This window comes from Streptomyces sp. WI03-4A, from assembly GCF_033792105.1.
GTDB classification, from domain to species: domain Bacteria; phylum Actinomycetota; class Actinomycetes; order Streptomycetales; family Streptomycetaceae; genus Streptomyces; species Streptomyces collinus_A.
In genome coordinates this window covers 137,632-158,744 of the sequence record NZ_JARAUO010000005.1, presented here as the reverse complement: position 1 = coordinate 158,744, position 21,113 = coordinate 137,632, and the positions used below count along the sequence as shown (strand labels likewise).

Here is a 21,113-nt window from a genome sequence, read left to right as displayed (position 1 = left end):
ACAAGGACACCCTGGACGGCGAACCATCGACCAAGGGGACCATCCGCCGACTTGGCCCATGAAGAACCCGAACTCGACCTCTGGCTCAGCCGGCGCAACCGTATGAGCCCAGGAGACCGTCTGTGGTTCTACTTCAGTCAGCCGGAGTCAGCCGTGGCGGCGCTGGCCGAGATCGACAAGGAACCGTACGAGGATCCCGAGGATCCGGAGTTCTCGTACCGGGTCGAGGTGACCCTGCTGCCGGAGGCGACGGATGCCTTGCACGACAGCCCGGTCAGCCGTGAAGAACTGGGGCTCGGCCAGGTGAGGTCGGTGCAGAAGGTGAAGCCCGCAGCGCTGTCGGTGCTGCTGGCGAGAGCGGGGCTGGAGGACGACGGGACGTGGGCGGAGCCGGACAGGGCAACCGGCTTGAGATCTCCGCGCCCGTCGAGCAGGCAGGTCACGTCCGGCTCTCGTGATCGGCATGCCGTCCTCGCGTCTGCCGCCCATCGGAGACCGGGCCGCCCTGAGCGTCGAGAGCTACCGCTGGAGCCGGTGACCGGCTGAGGCGCCACACCCGCCGCAGGGGGCTGGTCACTCGCCTCCGGCCGCCGCCAGGTGCTCGCGCATCACGGCGGCGATGCCCGTGGCGTCTCCTGTCGCCGGCAGGCGCCACGACATCTCGTCGCCGTTCTCCATCACGAAGCTGCTCATGAAACACACACTGGCGGGCGAGGGGACGTACGAGTCTCGGAGCCACACGGCGAAGGCGGCCGCTTCGTCCGGCGTCGCCTCGATGACGCTGATGTAGGCGTAGTCCACGGTAGGCATCGCCGACGTACCGGTGATGTAGACGTCCGGCGCCACCTGGATCTCGAAGTCCAGGACCGGAAAGTCGCGCAGGGCGGAGGTGTTCGCCTCCAGGAAGGCGCCGGGGAAGTCCCGTTCCAACGCGTCACGGAAGGTTTCCAGGCTCGCCTGCCATGCTGCTGGGTTGTCCGTGGGCGGAGCGAAGACGAAGTTCGACCGCTGGTGGTACTCGGTTGTCACAGAAGTCCTTCACTCTCAGGGTACGTACCGTGCGGAACCGCTGACACCGTTCATGGCGATCATCGACTCCCAGTAGGCGGCGTTGTCCTTGCCGTTCGTCACGATCTCAAGTCCGCGGATCTCCGAGTTGGCCGGATTGGCCATCGCGTTCTTGTATCGGCGCAGCTCCCGCTCGTCACCGCCGTACATGCCGTCGATCATCGGGTCGAACTTCAGCTTGCCCTTGTCGTCCACCTTCACCGGCTTGGCCAGCGTTTCGTTGACACGTTCGATGCTGCGAAAGCTGCGCTTCTTGCAGTTCGGGTCCTGCACGTGCTTGGCCTCCACCAGGTAACCGTCCGCCGGACGTATGCCGTCGACCATGAGACCACGCTGATGCCCGACGAGGGGAACCTCGCGCTCCGGGTATCCCGCCACGCGCAGCTGGTAGGCGTTGTTCGGATTCGTGGCGCCACCGCCTCCGGCGAAGCCGCCCGTGTTCAGCGAGTTGAGCCAGGTCCGGAAGTGCTGCTGCTCGGCAGGCGTGAGCAGACGGGTGGTGCCGGGCTCCGGGGGGATGGGGTCCTGCGCGGGTATGGACGGGTCGACCCTGCTCGCCATCGGCACGAGCCCTGGTGGCTGTCCTCGGAACGAGGCGAGGGTGATCGGTACCGGCACACCGCCGGGCACCGGCACCGGCAGCAGGGGCGGGAAGGGCAGGCCGGGCGGGTCGTCCGAGCCATGCGGGAGCTTGACGCGGCCCTGGGACTCGTCGAGGGCGTGGGCGACGTTGCCGAGGCGGTGGATCCACACGTCGTCGAGTACGGCGTCCAGCAGTCCGCCGTCGTCGCCGTTGCCGCCGAACATCGGCTGGTCCCAGGGCATGTCGACGTGGAAGAGGTCCGTCCGGTCCTGGATGATCTTCCGCTTGGCCGCCTCGACGTGGTCGGCGTACTGGTCGCACGCCTTGGCGAGCTGGTTGCAGGCGGCCACGAGGTTGCCCACCAGGGTCTCGTCCTGCTGTGCCTGGTCCGGTGGTTCGGCGAAGCCGACGAAGTCCGCGAAGTAGCGCCGGAAGGCGTCCGCGGCCTCTCCCGAGTGGGCCTTGTCCGCGGTGTGCGCGTAGGCCTGCGCGTCGTGCAGGAAGCGCAGCATCATCTTGCCGCCGGCCCGCCAGGAGCCGGCGACGTCACGGAGCTTCTCCGGTGACCCGCGGAACCGGTCGCTCATGCCGGCGGGCGCGTATTGGTCGTACCAGGCGGTGTCGCCGACGACCTCCGGCAGTTCCTGCCCGAGGCCCAGGAAGCTCTCCGTGCAGTCCTCACCGGGGTCGCCCATGCCGGCCGTCAGGTCGACCTGCTTTCCTAGGATCGCCGAGGCGATGTGGCTCTCATGAGCCATGAACTCGCGGGCGTTGCGCATCAGCCCCTTGCCGGTCTCGCCCATCACATAGGCGCTGAAGCCCATCTTGTCGAGCGTGGTGGCCGCCGCCGGCTTGTACACCTTCGCGAACGCCCGCCCGGCGTCGTCGTCCCCCGCCATTCCATGCTGTCGGTCCAGCTCGTGGAAGAGCGCGATGGCGGTGTCGCGGGTGCCGACCATCACCGTGCCCACCATGCCCATGGACGCCTTGATCATGCCTTCGGCGATGACCTTCAGGTCCGGTGGCAGCCCCACACGCATCTCCCCCTGACGTACGGCCCGACGAGGCCGGCGAGTTGGACGTCTTTTCTATCGCACAAGGATTCGTCGCGGTACGGCGGCATCGCGACAAGGCGATTCACTCCAAAGGCGAGGCCGGCGTGGCCAGTCCACGCAGACGGTCTTACCGCCGGGCGGCCACGGCTCTGTGCCCCAGCGGTCGGCCAGGGCGGTCACCATGAGCAGGCCGCGGCCCGACTCGGCGTCGGGGGTGTGGTGAGGTCCGTGGCGGGGGAGGGGAGGCGGTCGCCTTGCGCGTCGGTCATGGCGATCCGTAGCAGGCCGGCCGACGGGTCGAAGTGAAGCGGCAGCCGGAAGTCACGGCCTTGAATGCGGCCGTGCAGTGCTGCGTTGGCGGCCAGTTCGGCGATGACTTGTTCCGCGCGTTCGGTCAGGGGCGGCGGCACCTGCCAGACCTGGAACTCCGCCACGGCGAGGAGACGGGCGAGCCGGGCGCCGCGACGGGTGGACGACAGCTGCTCCGCGAACGTCCGGGCGGTGGTGGGGGAGTGGGGGGTACTCACGTTCGTGGGGGCACCGTGACGCGCGGGAGGTGGCGGGCACCAGGTGCACGGCCCGTACGTTGCGTCAACGTACGGACGCGTTCGGTGGACAGGGCCAAATCGGTTTGGCCACGCTGGGGTTCTGGACCAGGTTCGGCGCTCACTTACCTTCCTCGCCGCGTTCTTCCTCACCTCCGCGACGACGGCGCGCTCGCTCGACGATATCGCTGGAGAGCTTGCCCTTGACCGAGTTAGCGCGGTCGAGGGTCTCGTTGCCGAGGCTCCTGGCGGCACCGACGCCCTTCGCTCCTGTTTCGAGTGCCTTGTCTCTCACTACAGCAGCCGCGTCCACCCACCGTCTCGCCTCCGACGACCGGCGCCCGGACTCGATCCCGAGGCGCTCGCGGAAGTCATGGACGCCGGTCGCGACGTGATTGGCCGACTGGACTACAGCCGGGGACTTGGTCGGATGCAGCAGCACCTTCGCGTTGGCCGTGTCAGCAGCTGCGTTCATCCGGGTCAACAGACGTTCGGTGCTCCGCGAGATGAGATCCAGCCGGTTCTGCCGGGCAGCCCGAAGCCCGACGCGGTGCTGGTCCAGCTCATCCGGAGTCGCGTCGAGCACTCGGTCGAGTTCGAGCACGGCGACCGCCTCTTGTAGTTGGAAGCAACGAGCCAAGACAGCTAGCCACTCCTGCGCCTTGGACTCGGCGTCCTGAGCCGTAGCGGCGAGATCACCAATCTTTGTCTTGCTCTCCATCTTCTCCGCGAGTGCGTCGAGTTGACGCAACGCATACGCCTGGGTATCTGCGATCGTCGCCGGCGCGCCCTGCACCTTGGACCACGTGACCTCGGAGACCCGGCCCACCTGCTCTCGGATGGTCATGGTCTCGTCGATCAGGAAGTCAACTCCGATCATGCGGGCCACCACAGCGTCCTTCTGGGCGCGGAGCACGTCATCGACCTTTTCGTCGATCGTGGCGAGATAGTCGGTGATCTCGTCCATGGTCTGCTGCATCGCGAGCTGGGCCATGATCCCCGCGGCACCAGACAGAAGCGCCGGGTTGGTCAGGAACGAGCCGGCCCCCTTCTCGACTTGGAGCCAGTTCTTGATCGAGCCAGGTTTCCCCACCATCGCATGGCTGACACCTGGCGTCTTGCTTTCCATCAGCCCGAACTTCTTGACACGCTGCGCGGAATCGTGGGTCAGCTTCAGCCAGCGACCAGAGCTTGCGGCAATGTCCGAACCTGCCTGCGCGGCTGCAGCCCCACTACCGAAGGCGGACTTGAGCCGTTGCAGGCCGAGGTCTTTGGACGACAGTCCCTCCGAGACGAGGAAGCGTTCGACATCCGTCGCATTGCCGATGACCGCCAGACCATCACCGTCACTGATCAGCTGAATCTCTTTATCCATTGCCCGCTCCTGAAGTGGCTTCTCGCAGTTGAGGGTGATCGGGATGCGCGCGGCGATCGCCGGGCGGTCAGGCGGGGTGCCGGGGGCCGTGGCCGGGCGGCGGGGTGAGGGTGGAGCGGTAGTTCTCGCCGTCCACCAACGGGTTCTCCAGGCTGACGCCGGCTGCGGCCATGCGGTCGTACTCGGCGAGGATTAGCTCCTTGGTGCGGTAGGTGCCGTACTTGGCCTCGTCCTTGCGGCGGACGGTGGGGAAGGCGTCGAGGATGTAGTCGGCGTCATCGCGGGAGATTCCGTAGAGATGGAAGAAGAGTGAATCCAGTTCTGCGCGGATTTGCTCACGACGCTCGTCGCTCCTGAGAAAGGGACGGCCGCTGTCACCCAAGTCTTCCGCGAATCTCGCCATCTCACGGGTTATATAATTCAACGTGACGGGCGCCGGCCGCGGCGCCGGCGCCGACGGGGCGGCGAGGGCTCGGGCGGCCATGGCGGCCAGGGGCCGAGTCGGGTCGAGAGCGCTCCAGTGGGGGAGTCGCGGAGTGTCGCCGTCGCCCACGGCCAGCGGATACAGGGAGTCGTGGACGTCGGCCGCACTCGCCGGGCGGTCGGCAGGGTCCTTGGCCAGCAGCCGGCCGACGAGACGGATCAGTTCGGAGGGAATCCCTCCCCGGATGACGCCGAGCGGCGTCGGCTCGGTCTCGAGGTGCTTGCGGGCGAGTTCGAACGGCGACTCGCTGACGAACGGCGGTACGCCGACCAGCATCTCGTACAGCACACAGCCGAGGGTGTACAGGTCGGCGGCCTGGGTCACCAGGCGGGCCTCGAACTGCTCGGGCGCCATGTAGCGGGCGGTGCCGACGCTGACGCCGGTGCTGGTGAGCCGTGCCTCGTCCGGATCGTCGACGATGCGGCCCATGCCGAAGTCGAGGACCTTGACGGTGCCGCCCCGCGTCAGCATGACGTTCGCCGGTTTCAGATCGCGGTGCACGACGTCGGCCGCGTGGGCCGCGCTCAGCCCGTAGGCTATCTGGGCGCCGATGGCTGCCACCCAGGAGACGGGCAGTTGGCGCTCCTCCTCGATGAGGTCGCGCAGTGTCTCTTCGTCCAGGAACTCCATGGCCAGGTAGGGCAGTCCGCCATACTTACTGATTCCACCGGCTATGAGCCGTGTCAGGTTCGGGTGCTCGAGGCGGCGCATGATGCGCACCTCGCGTGCGAAGCGCTCCACGGCCTTGTTGTCCGTGCCGGTGTCGATCAGGCCGCCGGTACGGCGGCGAAGGATCGTCTTCACGGCGACCGGGCGGTCGGCGCTGCCCTCCGGGGCCCGGAGATCCTCGCCCCGGTGAACCTCCCCCATGTTGCCCTTGCCGATGACCTGCCCGACACGGAACCTGCCATCGATCAGCTCGTGGCGCACGGTTTCTCCCCCGCCCTCTATTTTCCCGTCCCGTCAAGGGACTTGCCCCTGTGACCGCTGTCCTGCCGCCTGGTTCCGAAGCGGAGAGTGCTGACGCGGTCACCGTACACGAGAAGCGTCAACTTTCCTAGAGAGCAGATGTGTTGACAGTGTTAACGCAATGCCTTTACTGTCCGGCGTGTAACCGTGTTGGGGGTGGATGGCATGCCGGGACAACAGGACGTCGGAGAGTCGGAGGTTTCCGTCACCCGAGCCGCCCTGGCGGAGCTGATGGTTCATCTGCGCCGGGCCGCTGTCGGCGGAGTCGTGCCGGAGTCGGTGTTCCTCGCGCAGGCGCGCAGGCTGGGGCTCGGCGAGGGGGAGCGTGAGCGCCTGCGGGGCGAACTGCTCAGGCTGAAGGTGCCTGTCCAGAGGAACGTGGTGCATGCAGGCATCGACATTCCAGATGTGGAAAAGGTTGCACGGAAGCGTGTAGAAATTGTGTTCCCCCGGCTGGATCGGGGGATGCGGCTGCTCGAGCGGTACGCCGATGCCGAGGGGTACGTGACATCACGGGCCCTGGAAGGGGTCGTACGGCTCGCGGGACTGAACTCTCGCGAGGCGGCGGCCCTGAGAGAGGCCCGGGTGGGGCGGCCCGAAAATCCGTCGGTGGAGACGACGGCCGGGGCCGCGCTCGATGAGATGGGCGGGGAGCCGGAGCCGGCCACTGACGCTCGGGGCGTTGCAGAGAAGTCGGTCGGCGAGCCTTCGACCGCAGAGGAGCGAGCCTCACAGGCGGAGAGCGGCGAACCGGCGGAGGACTTCCCGCTCGAACCGTCCGAACTGTCCGAACCCTCCGAAGCGGTCGTACGTACGGACGCGGACCGGGCCGCCGCGGTCGCCGCGGCCCGGTCCGTCATGCGCGAGGACCGTATGCGTCGTCGGCCGGAGAACCGCCTGCTCACCGCGCAGGAGGAGGTAGGGCTCGCCGTGCTCGTGCGGGGAGGTGCGGACGAGGAGCCTGAACAGGAGACGCTCAGCGCGCTGCCGTCGGACGACATCAGGATTCGCGCGCGGGACTGCCTGGTCGTGCACAACCAGAGACTCGTACACAGCATGGTTCCCCGCTATCTGGAGCAGGGGCTGGACTATGACGACCTGTTCCAGCACGGAGCGCTGGGGCTGATGCGGGCGGCGCGCAAGTTCGATCCGGCGAAAGGATTCAAGTTCTCGACGTACGCGACCTGGTGGGTACGTCAATCGATCACCCGGGGTATCGCGGACGAAGGAGCCGTCATCCGTATCCCCGTCCACATGCACGAGCAGATCCGCAGAGTGGCCAACGCCGAACGGTCCCTTGCGGCGCAGGGGCGACCGGCAACGGCTGCCGAGGTCGCCGTCCTGTGCGACGTGAGTCTGAGCAAGGTCGAAGAGGCTCGACGGCTGAGCATGCGTACCGACTCGCTGGACCGGGTGATCGGGGATGGAGCGACCCTGGGGGACTTCGTGGCGCGTACCCGGGCCGTGCCGTCCTTCGAGGCGCGGGTGCACGACGCGTTGCTCCTGGCGGACGCCATGGCCGTGGTGGACACCTTCTCCGGCCGCGACCACCGGATTCTCGTACGGCGCCTGGGACTCGACGACGAAGCACCGTCGACGCTGGATCAACTGGGCAGCGAGTTCGGTGTGACGAGGGAGCGCATCAGGCAGCTGGAGGTCAAGCTGTTGCCTGCGTTGCGGGAGCGGCTGCGGAGCGCTCGTCTCCTCGGGGGCAGTGCCTCCTCGGTGCAAGAGAACTCCGGGGCAAAGGAGAACAGTTCCGCCAAGCGGGTCTCCCGCACTGGCCGTCCAGCTCGTCCTGTCCGTGCTGGCACGGCACCTGATCTGTCTGTGGCCACGCTGCCCAGCGGCCGACCTCCGACGGAGTCCCCGGTGGATCGGGAGGACGGGATGGCGACGGAGATGGCGGCGTCCGTGGACACGCCGGACTGGGACAGGGCCCGCCGGTTGGCCGAGGAGCCGTCCGGACAAGCGTGGCTCGCGAACTACGCCCTCGCCGCGGTGGGAGGCTCGGGGCTCGCCGAAATCCTCGGTCAACCGGCGGCCGACGCGGTGCTCAGGATCGCGCGGGAGCACGAGCCGGCCGACCACGACGTGCTGGCAGCACTCGAGGTGCTGCGCCGTGTCTGCGACGGCGCCGCGGCGTTCGCCTTGCGCCCCCAGGACTTCCTCGACCGCCCTTCCGAGGCGCTGTGCGGCGTGACGCCGCGGGCCTACCTGGCCCGCAAGCCGTTGGTGCACGGTGAGCCCCGGCTTGCGATGCGTGACGCCCTCAAGGAGTTCCTGGCCGCACCGCAGGCCCTCCCAGAGGCGGCGCCGGTGGCAGGCGAGGAGGAGGCCCCGGCCCAGCCAGAACCGGCCGAAGAAGCGTGTGTCGAGTCGGGCTCGGTCGAAGAGGTGCTGATCGAGCCGGAGCCGGCCGAGGAGGAGTCAGCCGAGAAGGACCATGCATCTGCCCCGCTGCCGCGCGATGAGTCGGCGACCGCTGCCGACGAGCCCGCCACCAATGTGGCCGAATCCGAGCGGAGCCGTACAACGGTAAGTGCCCTGGGAAAAGAGGACATGCCGACACGACCGCAGTACACCGCCGACTGGGACAAGGCACGAGAGCTGGCGCCGCCGCCCTTCGGCGGGGGTGTGGCCTGGCTCGCCGAGTACGCGTTGCTCGCCGTCGGGCATCTACAGCTGGCCGTGCTGCTCGGCTCGCCCGCCGCGGATGCCGTGGTCAGGGCCGGGCGGGAGCGGGGCACGCTCGACCGTCGCGTGGTCAAGGCCCTGGAAGTACTGAAGAGCGTGTTCGATGCGCTCAAAGAGCTCGGGCTGAGGCCTGAGCACTTCTTCGAGTGGACGTCCGAGGCACTGGACCGGACGACGCCCCGCGCGTACCTGGCCGCCAAGCCCCTGGTGGCGAACGAGTCGCGTGTTGACATCCGTCACGCGCTGGACGAGTTCGCGACGACACGGCCGGCGCAGCGCGACGCCGATCCGGAGACCGCGGATGCAGGTACTTCGGAGGACGCACGGGCTGTATCCGTGGAGGGCGCGACAGCACCCGTGCCGGAGCCCGCCCCGCACCCCGTGCACAGTGCCGACGTTCGGACTGATCAGGCACTCCCCGTCGAGCCCCCCGCAGACCTCGCGCGACTACTCGCCGAGGCCCGGGCCCTGCACGATGCGGAGATCGCGAGCCTGACGCAGAGCCACGAACGGCGTATGGCCGACGTGCAGCAGGCGGCCGAAGCGCGGGTCAAGGACGCCTTGGCGCAGACGGAACAGCAGCTCGACAGCTGGCAAGAGACTCTGCTCAACCGTGCGGACAAGGCGCTGGCCCGGCAGGAGCAGCACCTGCGGCGCCAGGCCGACGAGCGCGTCGCGCGGCTCAAGGAGGAGCAACGCGAGGCGAACCTCGCCGCCACACGTCGTGCACAGGAACGCATCGTGGACCTCGAGATCCGGTTGCGACACGCGGAAACGGCGGCCTCCAACGTCTCGGCCGAGCAATCGTCCCGGGCCCAGGCCCGGGCAGAGGAGGCCGAGCAGCGGCTGCGTGTGTACCGCGACGCCGCCGAAGCGCGCATCGCACAGCTCGAGGCGCGGCTGCGACAGAGCGAGACCCGGCTCATCGCCCGGGACCGGGCCATGTACGAAGCCGGGCTGCGTGCCGCCACCGACGTGGAGCAGGCCCAGCAACGGGCCGAGGCGGCGGAGCAGCGGGCCGAAGCGCTGGTGACGGCCGCCAACCAGAGGGAAGCACGGGCTGTGCAGGAGCAGCAGCTTGCCGCCGCACGCCTCGCTCAGGCCGAACACGACGCCTGGGCCCGCATCTCCGAGTTGCAGGCGCAACTCGCCGTCCTCCAGGCACCGGCAGAGGGCCGGGCATCCCTGCGGGACCGCTGGCGCCGGTCCTGAGGGCGAACATTTCCCCTCTGCTTTTCGCACCTCTCCACCAGTCCCCAGGAGCATCATGGACGCCCGGCAAGAGCTCGTCGACTACCTGCACCGCCAACTCGTCGGTCCTGTAGGCGGCGAGCAGGAGATTCTCGACGCCCCGCCCGACCGGCAGTACCTCATGGGCACCCTCTATCCGCAGGAAGCCGATCTGCAGAGGCAGCTGTACCTGGCGGCGGAGGAGCCGGACGGTCCGGGCACGGAAGCGCGGGCCGACGACACCTCTCCGTCCACGGATCCCGTTCCCGAGGCGAACTCCTGGTTGCCGTCCTCCCTCGGCCTGAGCTTCTACACCGACACGACCACAGTCACTGTCAGCTGCTCCGGTGCCCGCTACGAGACCAAGGCCGCAACCGGCGAACGGGGCCGGCGCTGGCTGCGAGTTCCGCTCACCCCCGAAACGCACACGCTCGGACCCGACCGTGACCGCGTGCCCGTGCTCGACGGCAGGGCTGAGATCCGGGTGCGCCGGCGCACGTTCGGGAGTGGGCATCTGGTCACCGTGGCCCTGGTCAACGCCACGCACCACGAGCAGGCGCTCGGCAGGGTGGCACAGTGGGACCGCATGCTGTTCCAGGTGGGCCTGGAGGCGCGGCCCATGGACGGTACCGTCCTGCCCTACCCGAGTGTCCGCCTGGCCAGCCGCGACCCCGAGGAACAAGAACTGCGACTGCAGTACCGGCACGTCCAGACACACGCCGTGGGGCACGGGTGCGCCGTCGAGGAGCAGCGCGACGAGGACTCGGGACGGGTGACCGCAGTGAAGGCCGCCGTCATGCCGCAGGCCGAGGTCAGCGGCACCCGGGCTGCCGGACTCACCGACTCGCCCGTACTCAACGTCCTGCACCTCGCCGACGACACCGTCTCGGTGGAGCAACTCCACGAGGAGCTGCACGAGTTCGCGGCCCACTACCGGGCCTGGTACGTGGGACAGCTCAACACCGAGATCCCCGAGTGGGGCCGCGACGCCGCCGATCGCATTCTCGACCGCATCGACGCGGCGGTCATCCGCATCGAGTCCGGTGTGCGCGCGCTCTGCGACCCACACCGCCCCGAACTCCTGCACGCCTTCCGGGCCGCGAACCGTGCCATGGCACTGCAGATGCGGCACTCCGCTCGCGACCAGGCCGGCGAGCGGCGCGCGCGCCGTGACCCCGTGCTGCTCGACCCGACGCCGAAACCGGACGCGACGTGGCGGCCGTTCCAGCTGGCGTTCTTCCTGCTCGCCGTGGACGGGGTCGCCGACCCGGGACACCCGGACCGAGACGTCACCGACCTCATCTGGTTCCCCACCGGCGGTGGAAAGACCGAGGCCTACCTGCTGCTGGCCGCCTTCGTCATGGTCCTGCGCCGCGCCGCACCCGACGGAGGCGGGACCGCCGTCGTCAGCCGCTACACCCTCAGTCTGCTGACGACACAGCAGTTCCAACGGGCGGCCACCACTGTCTGTGCTCTGGAGACTTTGCGCCGCGCCGACCCGGAGACGTACGGAGAGGAGCCGTTCTCCATCGGCCTCTGGGTGGGCGAGGCCACGTCCCCGAACTCCTACGACACGGCCCGCACCAAGTTCGAGGAAGTACGCGGGGCCGCCAAGCCGGACGACGTGTTCATCCTGGACCGGTGCCCCTGGTGCGGCACACGGATAGTTCCCTCCCACAAGTCGCCGGACATCGGCGACTACGGCGTGCGTGCGACCGCCGACTCCTTCGCCTTCCACTGCCCGCGCGACGACTGCGCCTTCCACGACGAGCTGCCCGTCGGCGTCGTGGACGAGCAGCTCTACGACCGGCCGCCCACGTTCGTGCTCGGCACCGTGGACAAGTTCGCCCGGCTGGCCTGGGAGCCGCGGGCCGGGCGGCTCTTCGGCGCCGAGACCGGGAACCTGCCGCCGTCGCTCGTCATCCAGGACGAGCTGCACCTGCTCACCGGCCCCCTCGGCACCACCGTCGGCCTGTACGAGTCGGCCGTGCTCGGTCTGTGCACGACGCCCGAGGGCGTCGGACCGAAGGTGGTGGCCTCCACGGCGACCATCCGCCGCTCCGGTGAACAGATCCGTGCGCTGTACGGCAGCGAAGTACAGCTCTTCCCACCGGCCGGACTCGACGCCCGGCACTCGTACTTCGCCGAACCCGACAGGTCCCGGCCGGGCCGGCTCTACCTCGGCGTCATGGCCCAGGGGCACACCGCGGGCCGCGCCTCGGTGGCCACCGCAGCGGCCATGTTGCAGGGCGCCTGGGAACTGCCCCTGGAACACCGCGACGACTACTGGACCCTGGTCGCCTACCACCACAGCCTGCGCGAACTCGGGCGTACCGTCACAGCCGCGGCCGACGACATCCCGGCCCAGCTCAAAGGCCTGGATTCCGGGTCCGGCTCAGGCATACGGGAGCTGGGCGATCATCAGGTCCAGGAGCTGACCAGCAACCTGCCCCGCGCGGAGCAACCCGTCCTGCTCGACCGGCTCGAGAAGGGCTGGAAGGACGAGCAGTCGGTGTCCTTCCTGCCCTGCACGAACATGCTGTCCGTGGGCGTGGACGTCAAGCGGCTCGCGCTCATGCTCATGCAGGGCCAGCCCAAGACGACGGCCGAGTACATCCAGGCCACCAGCCGGGTGGGCCGGCACACCGTGCCCGGTCTCGTCGTCACGTTCTTCAACGCCACGCGCCCCCGCGACCGTTCGCACTACGAGTCGTTCGACGTGTATCACCGGTCGTTGTACCGGCATGTCGAACCGACGAGCGTCACACCGTGGTCCGTACCCTCGCGCCGCCGCGCACTGCACGCCGCGCTCGTCATCCTTGTACGGCATCGCCTCGGCCTGGCCGCGGAGAACCAGGCAGGCCACATCCTCGACCGGATGACCGAAGCGGAGGCACTCGCGGACGAGTTGTCGGCACGGGTGGTGACCGCCGGAGAGTCCGTCTCGGCCGACGCCGTGCGCAAGGAACTCGGCGAACTCCTCACCGACTGGGAGGAGGCCGCCCGCGAGGCGCGAAAGGACGGCCGGGCGTTGTACTACCGCAACCAGGGCAAGGGCCAGTCCAACCTCATCAAGAGCTTCGAGCAGCGCTACGGCCTGTGGGAGACGCCCAACTCCATGCGCAATGTCGACCGTGAATGCCAGGTCATGGTGAAGGGAGCGGACCTGTGAGCCGCACACTACGGGTACGTCAGTCACAGACCGTCCTGCCGTTCGGGGTCGGAGCCGTCTTCGACATCCAGGGTGAGTCGTTCGTGGCCACCGGCATCGGTGACTGGCCGCAGCGGGCCAAGCAGCGGGTGGAGTCGCCTCGCCTCGCCACTCGTCTCGGGGTCACCGGCTTCTACGCCGCCCCGCCCACCGCCAATGACCGCTACGACGCCCCGGACACCCCCGGTGCTCCCTACATCCGTTTCCCCGCCTGGCTGTTCTGCGGAGCATGCCGACGCATGAAGCGCTGGCGCATAGCGGACGAGAAGCCGGGACAGCCGCCGCGCTGCCCGTCCTGCTCGACCGGCCCCACCCTCGCGCCGATGAGGTTCGTGCAGATCTGCTCCGCCGGCCACCTCGGAGACATCGACTGGTGGTTCTGGGCCCACTCACGACGTGACGCCACCGAGCGCAGGGAGTGCGGAGAACGCGAAAAGCTGCGGTTCCTGGTCTCCGAGCGGGCCTCCGGCCTCGAAGCCCTCTCCGTCGCATGTGCGGCGAAGGGCTGCGGAGCCTCCCGCGACCTGCTCGACATCCTCGGCACGCACGGCATGCGCTGCTCCGGACGCAACCCGTGGCAGCGGGCGAACGAAACCGTGGAGTGCCTGAAGCCCGTGCAGATCGCGCAGCGCACCGCAGGCAATCTGTACTACCCCGTCGTGCACTCCGCCCTCGACATACCTGAGACGGAAACCCCGGCGCACCACGACGAGAAGACCGCGATCCGGGTGCGCGAGCACGACCTGTGGGTCTCCCTGTGCAAGGTGGCCGCCACCCCGCGCGCCGAGGTCTTCCGCGAAATGATCAAGGATGACACCGGGGCGGACGACGTCCTGCTGGATCTGCTCCTGGCCGAGGAGACGGGACAGCCTGCGACGCAGACTCCCCAAGCGGCGGCCCCACCTGCGCGCCCCGACCTCAGCCGCGAGGAGTGGGAGGCCTTCATGGCGCCTGTCCCGCCCGCCACGCGGGACTTCGCACTGCGCGAGAGCACATTGGGCCTGGCCCAGGAGACCGAGGAGCCCTGGGTGGGGCTGCGGCGCGGCATCGGACGGATCCTCCTCGCCGACCGCCTGCGCGAGGTGCGTGCCCTGTCCGGCTTCACTCGCGTGTCACCGGACGCCACTGTCGTACCCGCCGACACCGCAAGGCGCCTGAAGTGGCTCCCTGCCGTGGAGGTGTTCGGTGAAGGCATCTTCCTCACCCTCGACAAGGACACACTGGGGAACTGGGAAGCCGACGACCGGGTGATTCGTCGCGTCGCCGGAATGCGTGCCGACCTCGACCGCGCCTTTCAGAAGGACCGGCTCCAAGCCCTCACCGGAGCAGAGCTCGCCCCGAGATTCGTCCTGCTGCACACCCTCGCGCATCTCCTCATCCGCCAGCTCTCCTTCGAGTCGGGCTACACGACGGCGAGTCTGCGTGAACGGATCTACGCCCGCCCCGAACAGGACCAGTACGGCATCCTCGTCTACACCGCCGCCGGCGACGCCGAAGGCACGCTCGGCGGACTCGTACGTCAGGGAGAACCGGCGCGTCTGGCGGAGACGCTGCTGCGCATGACCGAAGCAGCCGCATGGTGTTCCGCCGACCCCCTGTGTGCCGAGCATGCCGGGCAGGGCTTCGGCAACCTCAACCGGGCCGCCTGCCACGCCTGCGCTCTGCTGCCGGAGACGAGTTGCGAGTCAGGCAACACACTGCTCGACCGTGCCCTCGTCGTCGGCGGGGAGCAGGTGCCCGGCTACTTCGAGCCCATCGTCACCGCCGCCCGGGCAGCGGCGGCCGCAACCCTGGAGCAGGCCGCCCCATGACGCACACCTACCTCGACCTCAGTTCTGACCAGCGGGACGCGCTCGACAGCCTGCCGTTCGACGGCAACCACCTGATCAGTGGGCCGCCCGGCAGCGGCAAGAGCCTGCTGGCAGCCCAGCGCGCCGTCATGCTCGCACTCACCGGCACCCCGGCTGTCCTGCTCACACGGTCCCATCTGCTCCACCAGTCCTTGGCCTCCACCGTCCACGCTCTGGGGCCGAGGGACCGTGGAGTTCGTGTCGCCACGGCGCACGCATGGCTCGCCGACTGGTACGGCCCGAAGCCTCCACGCGCCGAGGACGGCTGGTACGACTGGTCTGCCTTCTACGATCGGGCCGCCGAAACCGAACCCGACCCCGGTCTGACCCTGGTCATCGACGAGGGACAGGACCTCCCCCCGGAGTTCTACCGACTGTGCAGGCTCCTCGGGGCCCGGATCACGGTGTTCGCCGATGAGTGCCAGCGCCTGACCGACACGAACTCCACCCTGGCGGAGATCGCCCAGCGGCTCGGCAACTGCACACTCCTGGAACTCGACGGCAACCATCGCAACACCCGACAGATCGCCGCCCTTGCCGCCCGCTTCCACACAGGGGCCGGCCTGCCCGTGCTACCCGAACGCGAAGGGCCGCCGCCGCGCGTGCACCGCCTGCCCGAGCGGGGCGCCGCCGACCTCCTGGTCACGCTGACCCAGCGGCACCCCGATCACACCATCGGTGTGATCGTGAACTCCAAGCACACCCAGTTCTCGATCCTCGGCAGTCTGGAGCGGAGAGCACCGCGGCTCAAACCCCAGCTGTACACCTCCCAGGCAACCAAGGGCCGGTACCGCACCCTGGACCTGGCTCGCCCCGGCATCGTCCTGGTTCACCGGGCCAGCGCGAAGGGGCTCGGATTCGACACGGTCGTCGTCCCCGACACGCACACCGACGCGGCGGTGGATCCCACCTCTGCGGCCCTGCGGATGACCTACTACGTGCTGGCCACCCGAGCCCGGCACGAACTGCACTTGGCCTACGAAGGCGAGAGCGAGCCGCCGCTGCTGGCTCAGATCGGCACGGGTGAGTTGGTCCGCGGCTGAGCCGGGCGACAGCCGGTACGGGGGTGTCTTAGCCGAGCTGAGTCGAGCTGCGTGCCGGTTGTCCGTCCGCTGGACAGGACCGGGATCGAGCAGCGGCGGTTGTTCCGGCGGTGGCTGAACAGACGATCCATGCCCCACGTATCCCCCCACCGTGGGAAGATCCCTCAGCATGAGCGCATCCCCGGCCGTGAGGAGCCTGCGCGCTGCCGTGTTCGCCGCGGTGTGCGTGCTGCTCGCCGCTGCCGGGCACGGGCTGGCCATGGGGGACATGCCGTCGGTGGGGGCCGACGCGGGCGCGTTTCTCGGGGTCTTCGGGCTCGGGTGGGCGCTCGGCCGGCGCGAGCGGTCATTGCCCGGCATCGGCGCGGTCATGCTCGCCACGCAGGCGGGGCTGCACTTCGCCTTCGGGGCGGCCCACCCGGGCCCGGCGGCCGGTTCGGGGCGTGCTCACGTCATGCACATGGCCGCCATGATCGGGCACGGCATGACCGGGCACGGCATGACCGGGCACGTTATGACCGGGCACGGCATGGCGGCGATGCACGCCCGTTCCGCGACGGTCCATGCGACGACGGCGCACGCCACGACCGCGTACGCCACCCTCGCCCATCTTCTCGCCGCCCTCCTCGCCTCCTGGTGGCTGCGGCGGGGCGAGGCCGCGCTGTGGTCGCTGCTGCGGCGGGCCGTCGCACTCGTGCCCGGGCTCATCGCCTGGTGGCGGAACGCCCCGCTGCCCGACCCCACCGGGCGCACCGCGCCCCTTCCCGCCGCCCCCGAACCGCCCCGCCGGCCCGCGCTGCGGCACGCGGTGAGCCGTCGTGGGCCCCCGCGCCCGATCCCGTACACGGTCTGAACCGGGACTGACCAGCCCACACCCCTCACCCGTACGGAGATCCACTCACCCATGTCCACGACACGCACGCACACCCGCACCCGCACCGCCGCGGGACGTACCACCCTGCGCCGCGCCGCGACCGTCACCGCCCTCGCCGCCGCCGGCCTGTTCGGCGCCGCCGGAATCGCCTCGGCGCACGTCACCGTGCACCCGGAGAGCTACGCCAAGGGGGCCACGGACGGCGTGCTCACCTTCCGCGTGCCCAACGAGGAGGACAGCGCCTCCACCGACAAGGTGCAGGTCTTCCTGCCCACCGACCACCCCGTCCTCGGCGTCCTGGTCCACCCGCAGGACGGCTGGACCCCGAAGGTCACCACCACCAAACTGAAGACGCCGGTCAAGACGGACGACGGCACCATCACCGACGCGGTCTCCGAGATCACCTGGACGGGCGGGAAGATCGGCGCCGGGCAGTACGAGGACTTCGACGTCGCCTTCGGACAACTTCCCGACAGCACCGATCAGTTGATGTTCAAGACGCTGCAGACCTACTCCGACGGCAAGGTCGCCCGCTGGATCGAGGCGCCGACGGGAGGGGAGGAGCCGGAGAACCCGGCGCCCGTCCTGAAGCTCACGGCCGCGGGTGACGAGAACGCGGCGCCCACCGCGTCCAAGGGCGACTCCGACGGCGCGTCCAAGGCCACCGCCGCCTCGAACGACTCCAGCGACTCCACCGCCCGTGGTCTCGGGATCGCCGGACTCGTGGTCGGTGTGCTCGGCCTCGCCGCCGCCGCGTTCGCGATCCTGCGCGGCCGCTCGGCTCGGTAGCAGCCCGTACCAGGGGAGGGCCCGGACCGGCATCGCGCGTGCCTGGTCCGGGCCCTCGCGCGTGCGGAGACACGGTCGAAAACCGGTTGCGGCCACGGGGGTGGTGGTGAGGATGGGCCCATGGGAGAACGAGCGCCAGTGGAGCCGTTCGGGGGGACGGGGTACGCCGCTCGGGTGTCCGCCCACACCGCGGTGGGAGCCCGCCTGAGCCTGCTCAGCGATCGTCGGCTGCGGGACGTGGTGGCCGGTGCGCGGGGGCTCGGCTCCGGGGTCGGCGGCAGGGCGGCCGAGCTGGAGGTCGACGGTCTGCGCGTCTTCGTCAAGCGCGTGCCGCTCACCGACCTGGAACTGACGGCCGATCGTATACGGTCGACCGCCAACCTCTTCGGACTTCCCCTCTTCTACCAGTACGGGGTCGGCTCGGCGGGCTTCGGGGCCTGGCGTGAGCTGGCCGCGCACCTCATGACCACGAGCTGGGTGCTGAGCGACGAGTACGCGGGATTCCCGCTGCTGTACCACTGGCGGGTTCTGCCGGACACTCCTCCCGACGGCTTCGCCGACGCCTTCGGCGGGGTCGAGGGAGCGGTCGCGCACTGGGACGGATCAACGGCTGTCCGGCGTCGACTGGAGGCCATCGGCGCGGCCTCCGCCAGCCTGGTCCTCTTCCTGGAGCACGTGCCGCACACGCTCGCCGACTGGCTCCGCGACCCCCGGCACGCAGCCGGGCCCGGACGGGCGGACGGCCCGGCGGACGGTTCATGGGCCTATTTGTGGGCCGAGGACGCGCTGCGCGAGGGCACGGAGTTCATGAGCGGACGCGGACTCGTCCACTTCGACGCCCACTTCCGGAACGTGCTCACCGACGGCCGGCGGATCTACTTCGCCGACCTCGGGCTGGCGCTGAGCCGCGACTTCGAGCTGTCCGCCGCGGAACGCGGATTCCTGACTGCCCACTTGCCGTACGACCGCTCGTACGTCCCCACCCACCTGCTCCGCCACCACCTGCCCGACGAGGTGCGCGGGGGCGTCGAACCCGGGGCGTTCCTGCGCGGGTGGACCGAAGGCGACCGGCCCGGCAGCGTTCCGCCGGGTCTTGCCGCGCTCATCGACCGGCACGCACCGCACGCGCTCGTCCTGGACGACTTCCACCACCGGCTGCTCACCCATGGCAAGCACACCCCGTTTCCCACGGCCGAGGTCCTGCGGGCGCTGGCCGCCGGGGCGCCGTCGGCGAAGGGGTGAGAGCGGCACGCCGCTGTTTGTCGACCGTCCCTCGTCGACAGTCGACAGTCCCTCGTCGACAGCCGACCGTCGACGCCGTGCGGTCAGCGCGCCGCCAGCTCCAGCTTCAGCTCCCGCACCAGCGGCTCCACGGCGGCCGTCTCCTCGACCCCCGCCCTCGCAGAGTTGCCGTACAGCCACAGCACGTCCCGGCCGAACGACCAGACCAGGGAACCGAGCGAGAGCAGGACGATGCCCAGGTTGGCCGTGTGCGGCAGCAGATCGGCACCCGCGAGCAGCAGGCAGATGCCCTGGAGCGCGGCGACCGTCTTGCGGGCGAACGACGGGGGCAGCGGGGCGTTCAGCCAGGGCGCGACCCGGGCGGCGGCGACGAACGCGTAGCGCATGCCGCCGATCAGCAGGACCCACGGGCCGAGCTGCGTCGACACGTACACGCTCAGCACCAGGATCAGGAACGCGTCGACCTCCATGTCGAAGCGGGCCCCGAGCGCGGAGGAGGTCCCGGTGCGGCGGGCCACCTTGCCGTCCACCCCGTCCAGCAGCAGGGCGACGGCGGTCAGGCCGACCAGCAGTGTGACCGGCGGGGAACTCTCGAAGGAGTCCGCGACCAGCGCGGTCACCCCGCCGACCAGGGTGGCCCGGCCGAGCGTGACCCGGTTGGCGGGACCGAAGGAGCTGAGCCGGGAACGGTGCAGGGCGCGGGAGAGGACCGCCCAGGTGGCGAACGCGAAGACCAGTCCCGTCAGCCAGCCGGCCGGCCCCATGCCGATCGCCGAGCCGAGCAGGGCCAGCAGCAGGATCTGCACGCCCGCTCCCACAGCGGTCTCCTGCTGGAGCCTTGCGTCAAACGTGTTGTTCAGGGCCACCGCACATTCCTCCGGCCGAGTGACAGAGTCGATCACCGCCGCGTACTGTGCGCGGCCTGTGCACATCTCGGTACGTGAACCACTTCCCGATCGTTCAGGAGGATGCCGATGAACCGGTCGGCCCGCGCGTTCTGGCTCCGCTCGCCGGGGCTCGGTGAGATCCGTGAGGTCGCCCTCACGACGCCGGCCGAGGACGAGGTGCTGGTCCGCGCGCTGTACTCCGGAGTGAGCCGCGGCACGGAGACCCTGGTGTTCCGCGGCGGGGTGCCCGCGTCCCAACACGCCGTGATGCGGGCCCCGTTCCAGGAGGGCGACTTCCCCGGGCCGGTGAAGTACGGCTACCTGAACGTCGGCGTCGTGGAGGAGGGCCCCGCGCACCTCCTGGGCCGTACGGTGTTCTGCCTGTATCCGCACCAGAGCCGTTACGTCGTTCCGGTGAGCGCCGTCACCGTCGTACCCGAGTCGGTGCCCGCCGGGCGGGCCGTGCTGGCCGGGACCGTGGAGACCGCGGTGAACGCCCTGTGGGACGCCGCGCCCCTGGTCGGCGACCGGATCGCGGTCGTCGGCGGCGGCATGGTCGGCTGCTCGGTGGCCGCGCTGCTCGCCCGCTTCCCCGGCGTACGGCTCCAGCTCGTCGACGCCGACCCGGCGCGCGCAAAGACGGCGCGGGCGCTCGGCGTCGACTTCGCCGGCCCGGAGGAGGCCCTCGGCGACTGCGACCTGGTCGTGCACGCCAGCGCCACCGAGGCGGGACTGACCCGCTCCCTGGAACTCCTCGCCACCGAGGGCACGGTCGTGGAGATGAGCTGGTACGGCGACCGGCGCGTCAGCCTGCCGCTCGGCGAGGCCTTCCACTCCCGCCGGCTCACCGTGCGCGCCAGCCAGGTCGGCACCGTCTCCCCGGCGGCCCGCGCGGGCCGCGGCTACGCCGAACGGATGGCGCTCGCCCTCGACCTGCTCGCCGACCCGGCACTGGACGCCCTGGTCACCGGGGAGAGCTCCTTCGAGGAACTGCCCGGTCTCATGCCGAAGCTGGCCTCCGGCGAGATCCCGGCCCTGTGCCACCGCATCAGCTACGGTCAGGACCCCCGACCCGCGACCTGACCTGCGCGGGGACGAGTGCCTGAGCAGGAAAAGGGTGAGGAGAGGCTGAACACGGGGAAGTCAGGAGCCGTACTACACGGCATCCCCCGGCAGGGAACCGCCGGGGACACCAGACGCGCCGCACCTGG

General features: G+C 69.7%; 15 protein-coding genes. 9 read left to right on the top strand and 6 right to left on the bottom strand.

Annotated elements, in window-relative coordinates:
* Window positions 1-51: 51 nt before the first annotated feature.
* Window positions 52-546: an EVE domain-containing protein gene (locus tag PV343_RS08425; protein ID WP_319146169.1), complete on the top strand. Its 495-nt coding sequence runs from the start codon at window positions 52-54 to the stop codon at window positions 544-546.
* A gap of 27 nt (window positions 547-573) precedes the next feature.
* Here the strand turns inward: PV343_RS08425 and PV343_RS08420 are convergent, their stop codons facing one another.
* The 5 genes from PV343_RS08420 to PV343_RS08400 form a co-directional block, all read right to left on the bottom strand.
* Window positions 574-1,029: a hypothetical protein gene (locus PV343_RS08420; RefSeq protein WP_319146168.1), complete on the bottom strand. Its 456-nt coding sequence runs from the start codon at window positions 1,027-1,029 to the stop codon at window positions 574-576.
* Window positions 1,030-1,044: 15 nt separating this feature from the next.
* On the bottom strand, window positions 1,045-2,691 hold the full coding sequence (locus PV343_RS08415; protein WP_319146167.1) for a restriction endonuclease fold toxin-2 domain-containing protein: 1,647 nt from the start codon (window positions 2,689-2,691) through the stop codon (window positions 1,045-1,047).
* A 191-nt stretch (window positions 2,692-2,882) separates the two neighbouring features.
* Window positions 2,883-3,233, bottom strand: a complete 351-nt coding sequence (locus PV343_RS08410; protein ID WP_319146166.1) for an ATP-binding protein — start codon at window positions 3,231-3,233, stop codon at window positions 2,883-2,885.
* Between the two features lie 139 nt (window positions 3,234-3,372).
* A complete protein-coding gene (locus tag PV343_RS08405; protein WP_319146165.1) occupies window positions 3,373-4,626 on the bottom strand; it encodes a hypothetical protein in 1,254 nt (417 codons plus the stop codon).
* A 67-nt stretch (window positions 4,627-4,693) separates the two neighbouring features.
* On the bottom strand, window positions 4,694-6,040 hold the full coding sequence (locus tag PV343_RS08400) for a serine/threonine-protein kinase (RefSeq protein ID WP_319146164.1): 1,347 nt from the start codon (window positions 6,038-6,040) through the stop codon (window positions 4,694-4,696).
* A gap of 204 nt (window positions 6,041-6,244) precedes the next feature.
* On the opposite strand from PV343_RS08400, the gene PV343_RS08395 reads away from it, so the two are divergent.
* From PV343_RS08395 to PV343_RS08365, 7 genes are all read left to right on the top strand, one after another.
* Window positions 6,245-9,988, top strand: coding sequence for a sigma-70 family RNA polymerase sigma factor (locus PV343_RS08395; protein ID WP_319146163.1), 3,744 nt, complete (start codon window positions 6,245-6,247; stop codon window positions 9,986-9,988).
* A gap of 55 nt (window positions 9,989-10,043) precedes the next feature.
* Complete coding sequence (locus tag PV343_RS08390) at window positions 10,044-13,178, top strand: helicase-related protein (RefSeq protein ID WP_319146162.1); 3,135 nt, start codon at window positions 10,044-10,046, stop codon at window positions 13,176-13,178.
* A complete protein-coding gene (locus PV343_RS08385; RefSeq protein ID WP_319146161.1) occupies window positions 13,175-15,028 on the top strand; it encodes a DUF1998 domain-containing protein in 1,854 nt (617 codons plus the stop codon). The genes PV343_RS08390 and PV343_RS08385 overlap by 4 nt, the downstream gene beginning before the upstream one ends.
* Window positions 15,025-16,110: an AAA family ATPase gene (locus tag PV343_RS08380; protein ID WP_319146160.1), complete on the top strand. Its 1,086-nt coding sequence runs from the start codon at window positions 15,025-15,027 to the stop codon at window positions 16,108-16,110. Before PV343_RS08385 ends, PV343_RS08380 begins: the two co-directional genes overlap by 4 nt.
* 169 nt (window positions 16,111-16,279) lie before the next feature.
* Window positions 16,280-16,963 (top strand): hypothetical protein, encoded by a 684-nt coding sequence (locus PV343_RS08375; protein ID WP_319146159.1) that lies wholly within the window; start codon window positions 16,280-16,282, stop codon window positions 16,961-16,963.
* 51 nt (window positions 16,964-17,014) lie between these two features.
* Window positions 17,015-17,773 carry a YcnI family protein gene (locus PV343_RS08370; RefSeq protein WP_319146158.1) on the top strand — a complete coding sequence of 253 codons (759 nt, stop codon included), beginning with the start codon at window positions 17,015-17,017 and terminating at the stop codon, window positions 17,771-17,773.
* A 120-nt stretch (window positions 17,774-17,893) separates the two neighbouring features.
* The gene (locus PV343_RS08365; protein ID WP_319146157.1) at window positions 17,894-19,015 is read left to right on the top strand and encodes a protein kinase family protein; all 1,122 of its coding nucleotides are present in this window, start codon (window positions 17,894-17,896) and stop codon (window positions 19,013-19,015) included.
* A gap of 83 nt (window positions 19,016-19,098) precedes the next feature.
* On the opposite strand, the gene PV343_RS08360 is transcribed toward PV343_RS08365, so the two are convergent.
* Entirely contained in the window at window positions 19,099-19,881 is a 783-nt protein-coding gene (locus PV343_RS08360; RefSeq protein ID WP_319146156.1) for a CDP-alcohol phosphatidyltransferase family protein, read from the bottom strand.
* Window positions 19,882-19,989: 108 nt separating this feature from the next.
* On the opposite strand from PV343_RS08360, the gene PV343_RS08355 reads away from it, so the two are divergent.
* Window positions 19,990-20,985, top strand: a complete 996-nt coding sequence (locus PV343_RS08355) for a zinc-dependent alcohol dehydrogenase (RefSeq protein WP_319146155.1) — start codon at window positions 19,990-19,992, stop codon at window positions 20,983-20,985.
* The last annotated feature ends 128 nt before the right edge of the window (window positions 20,986-21,113 follow it).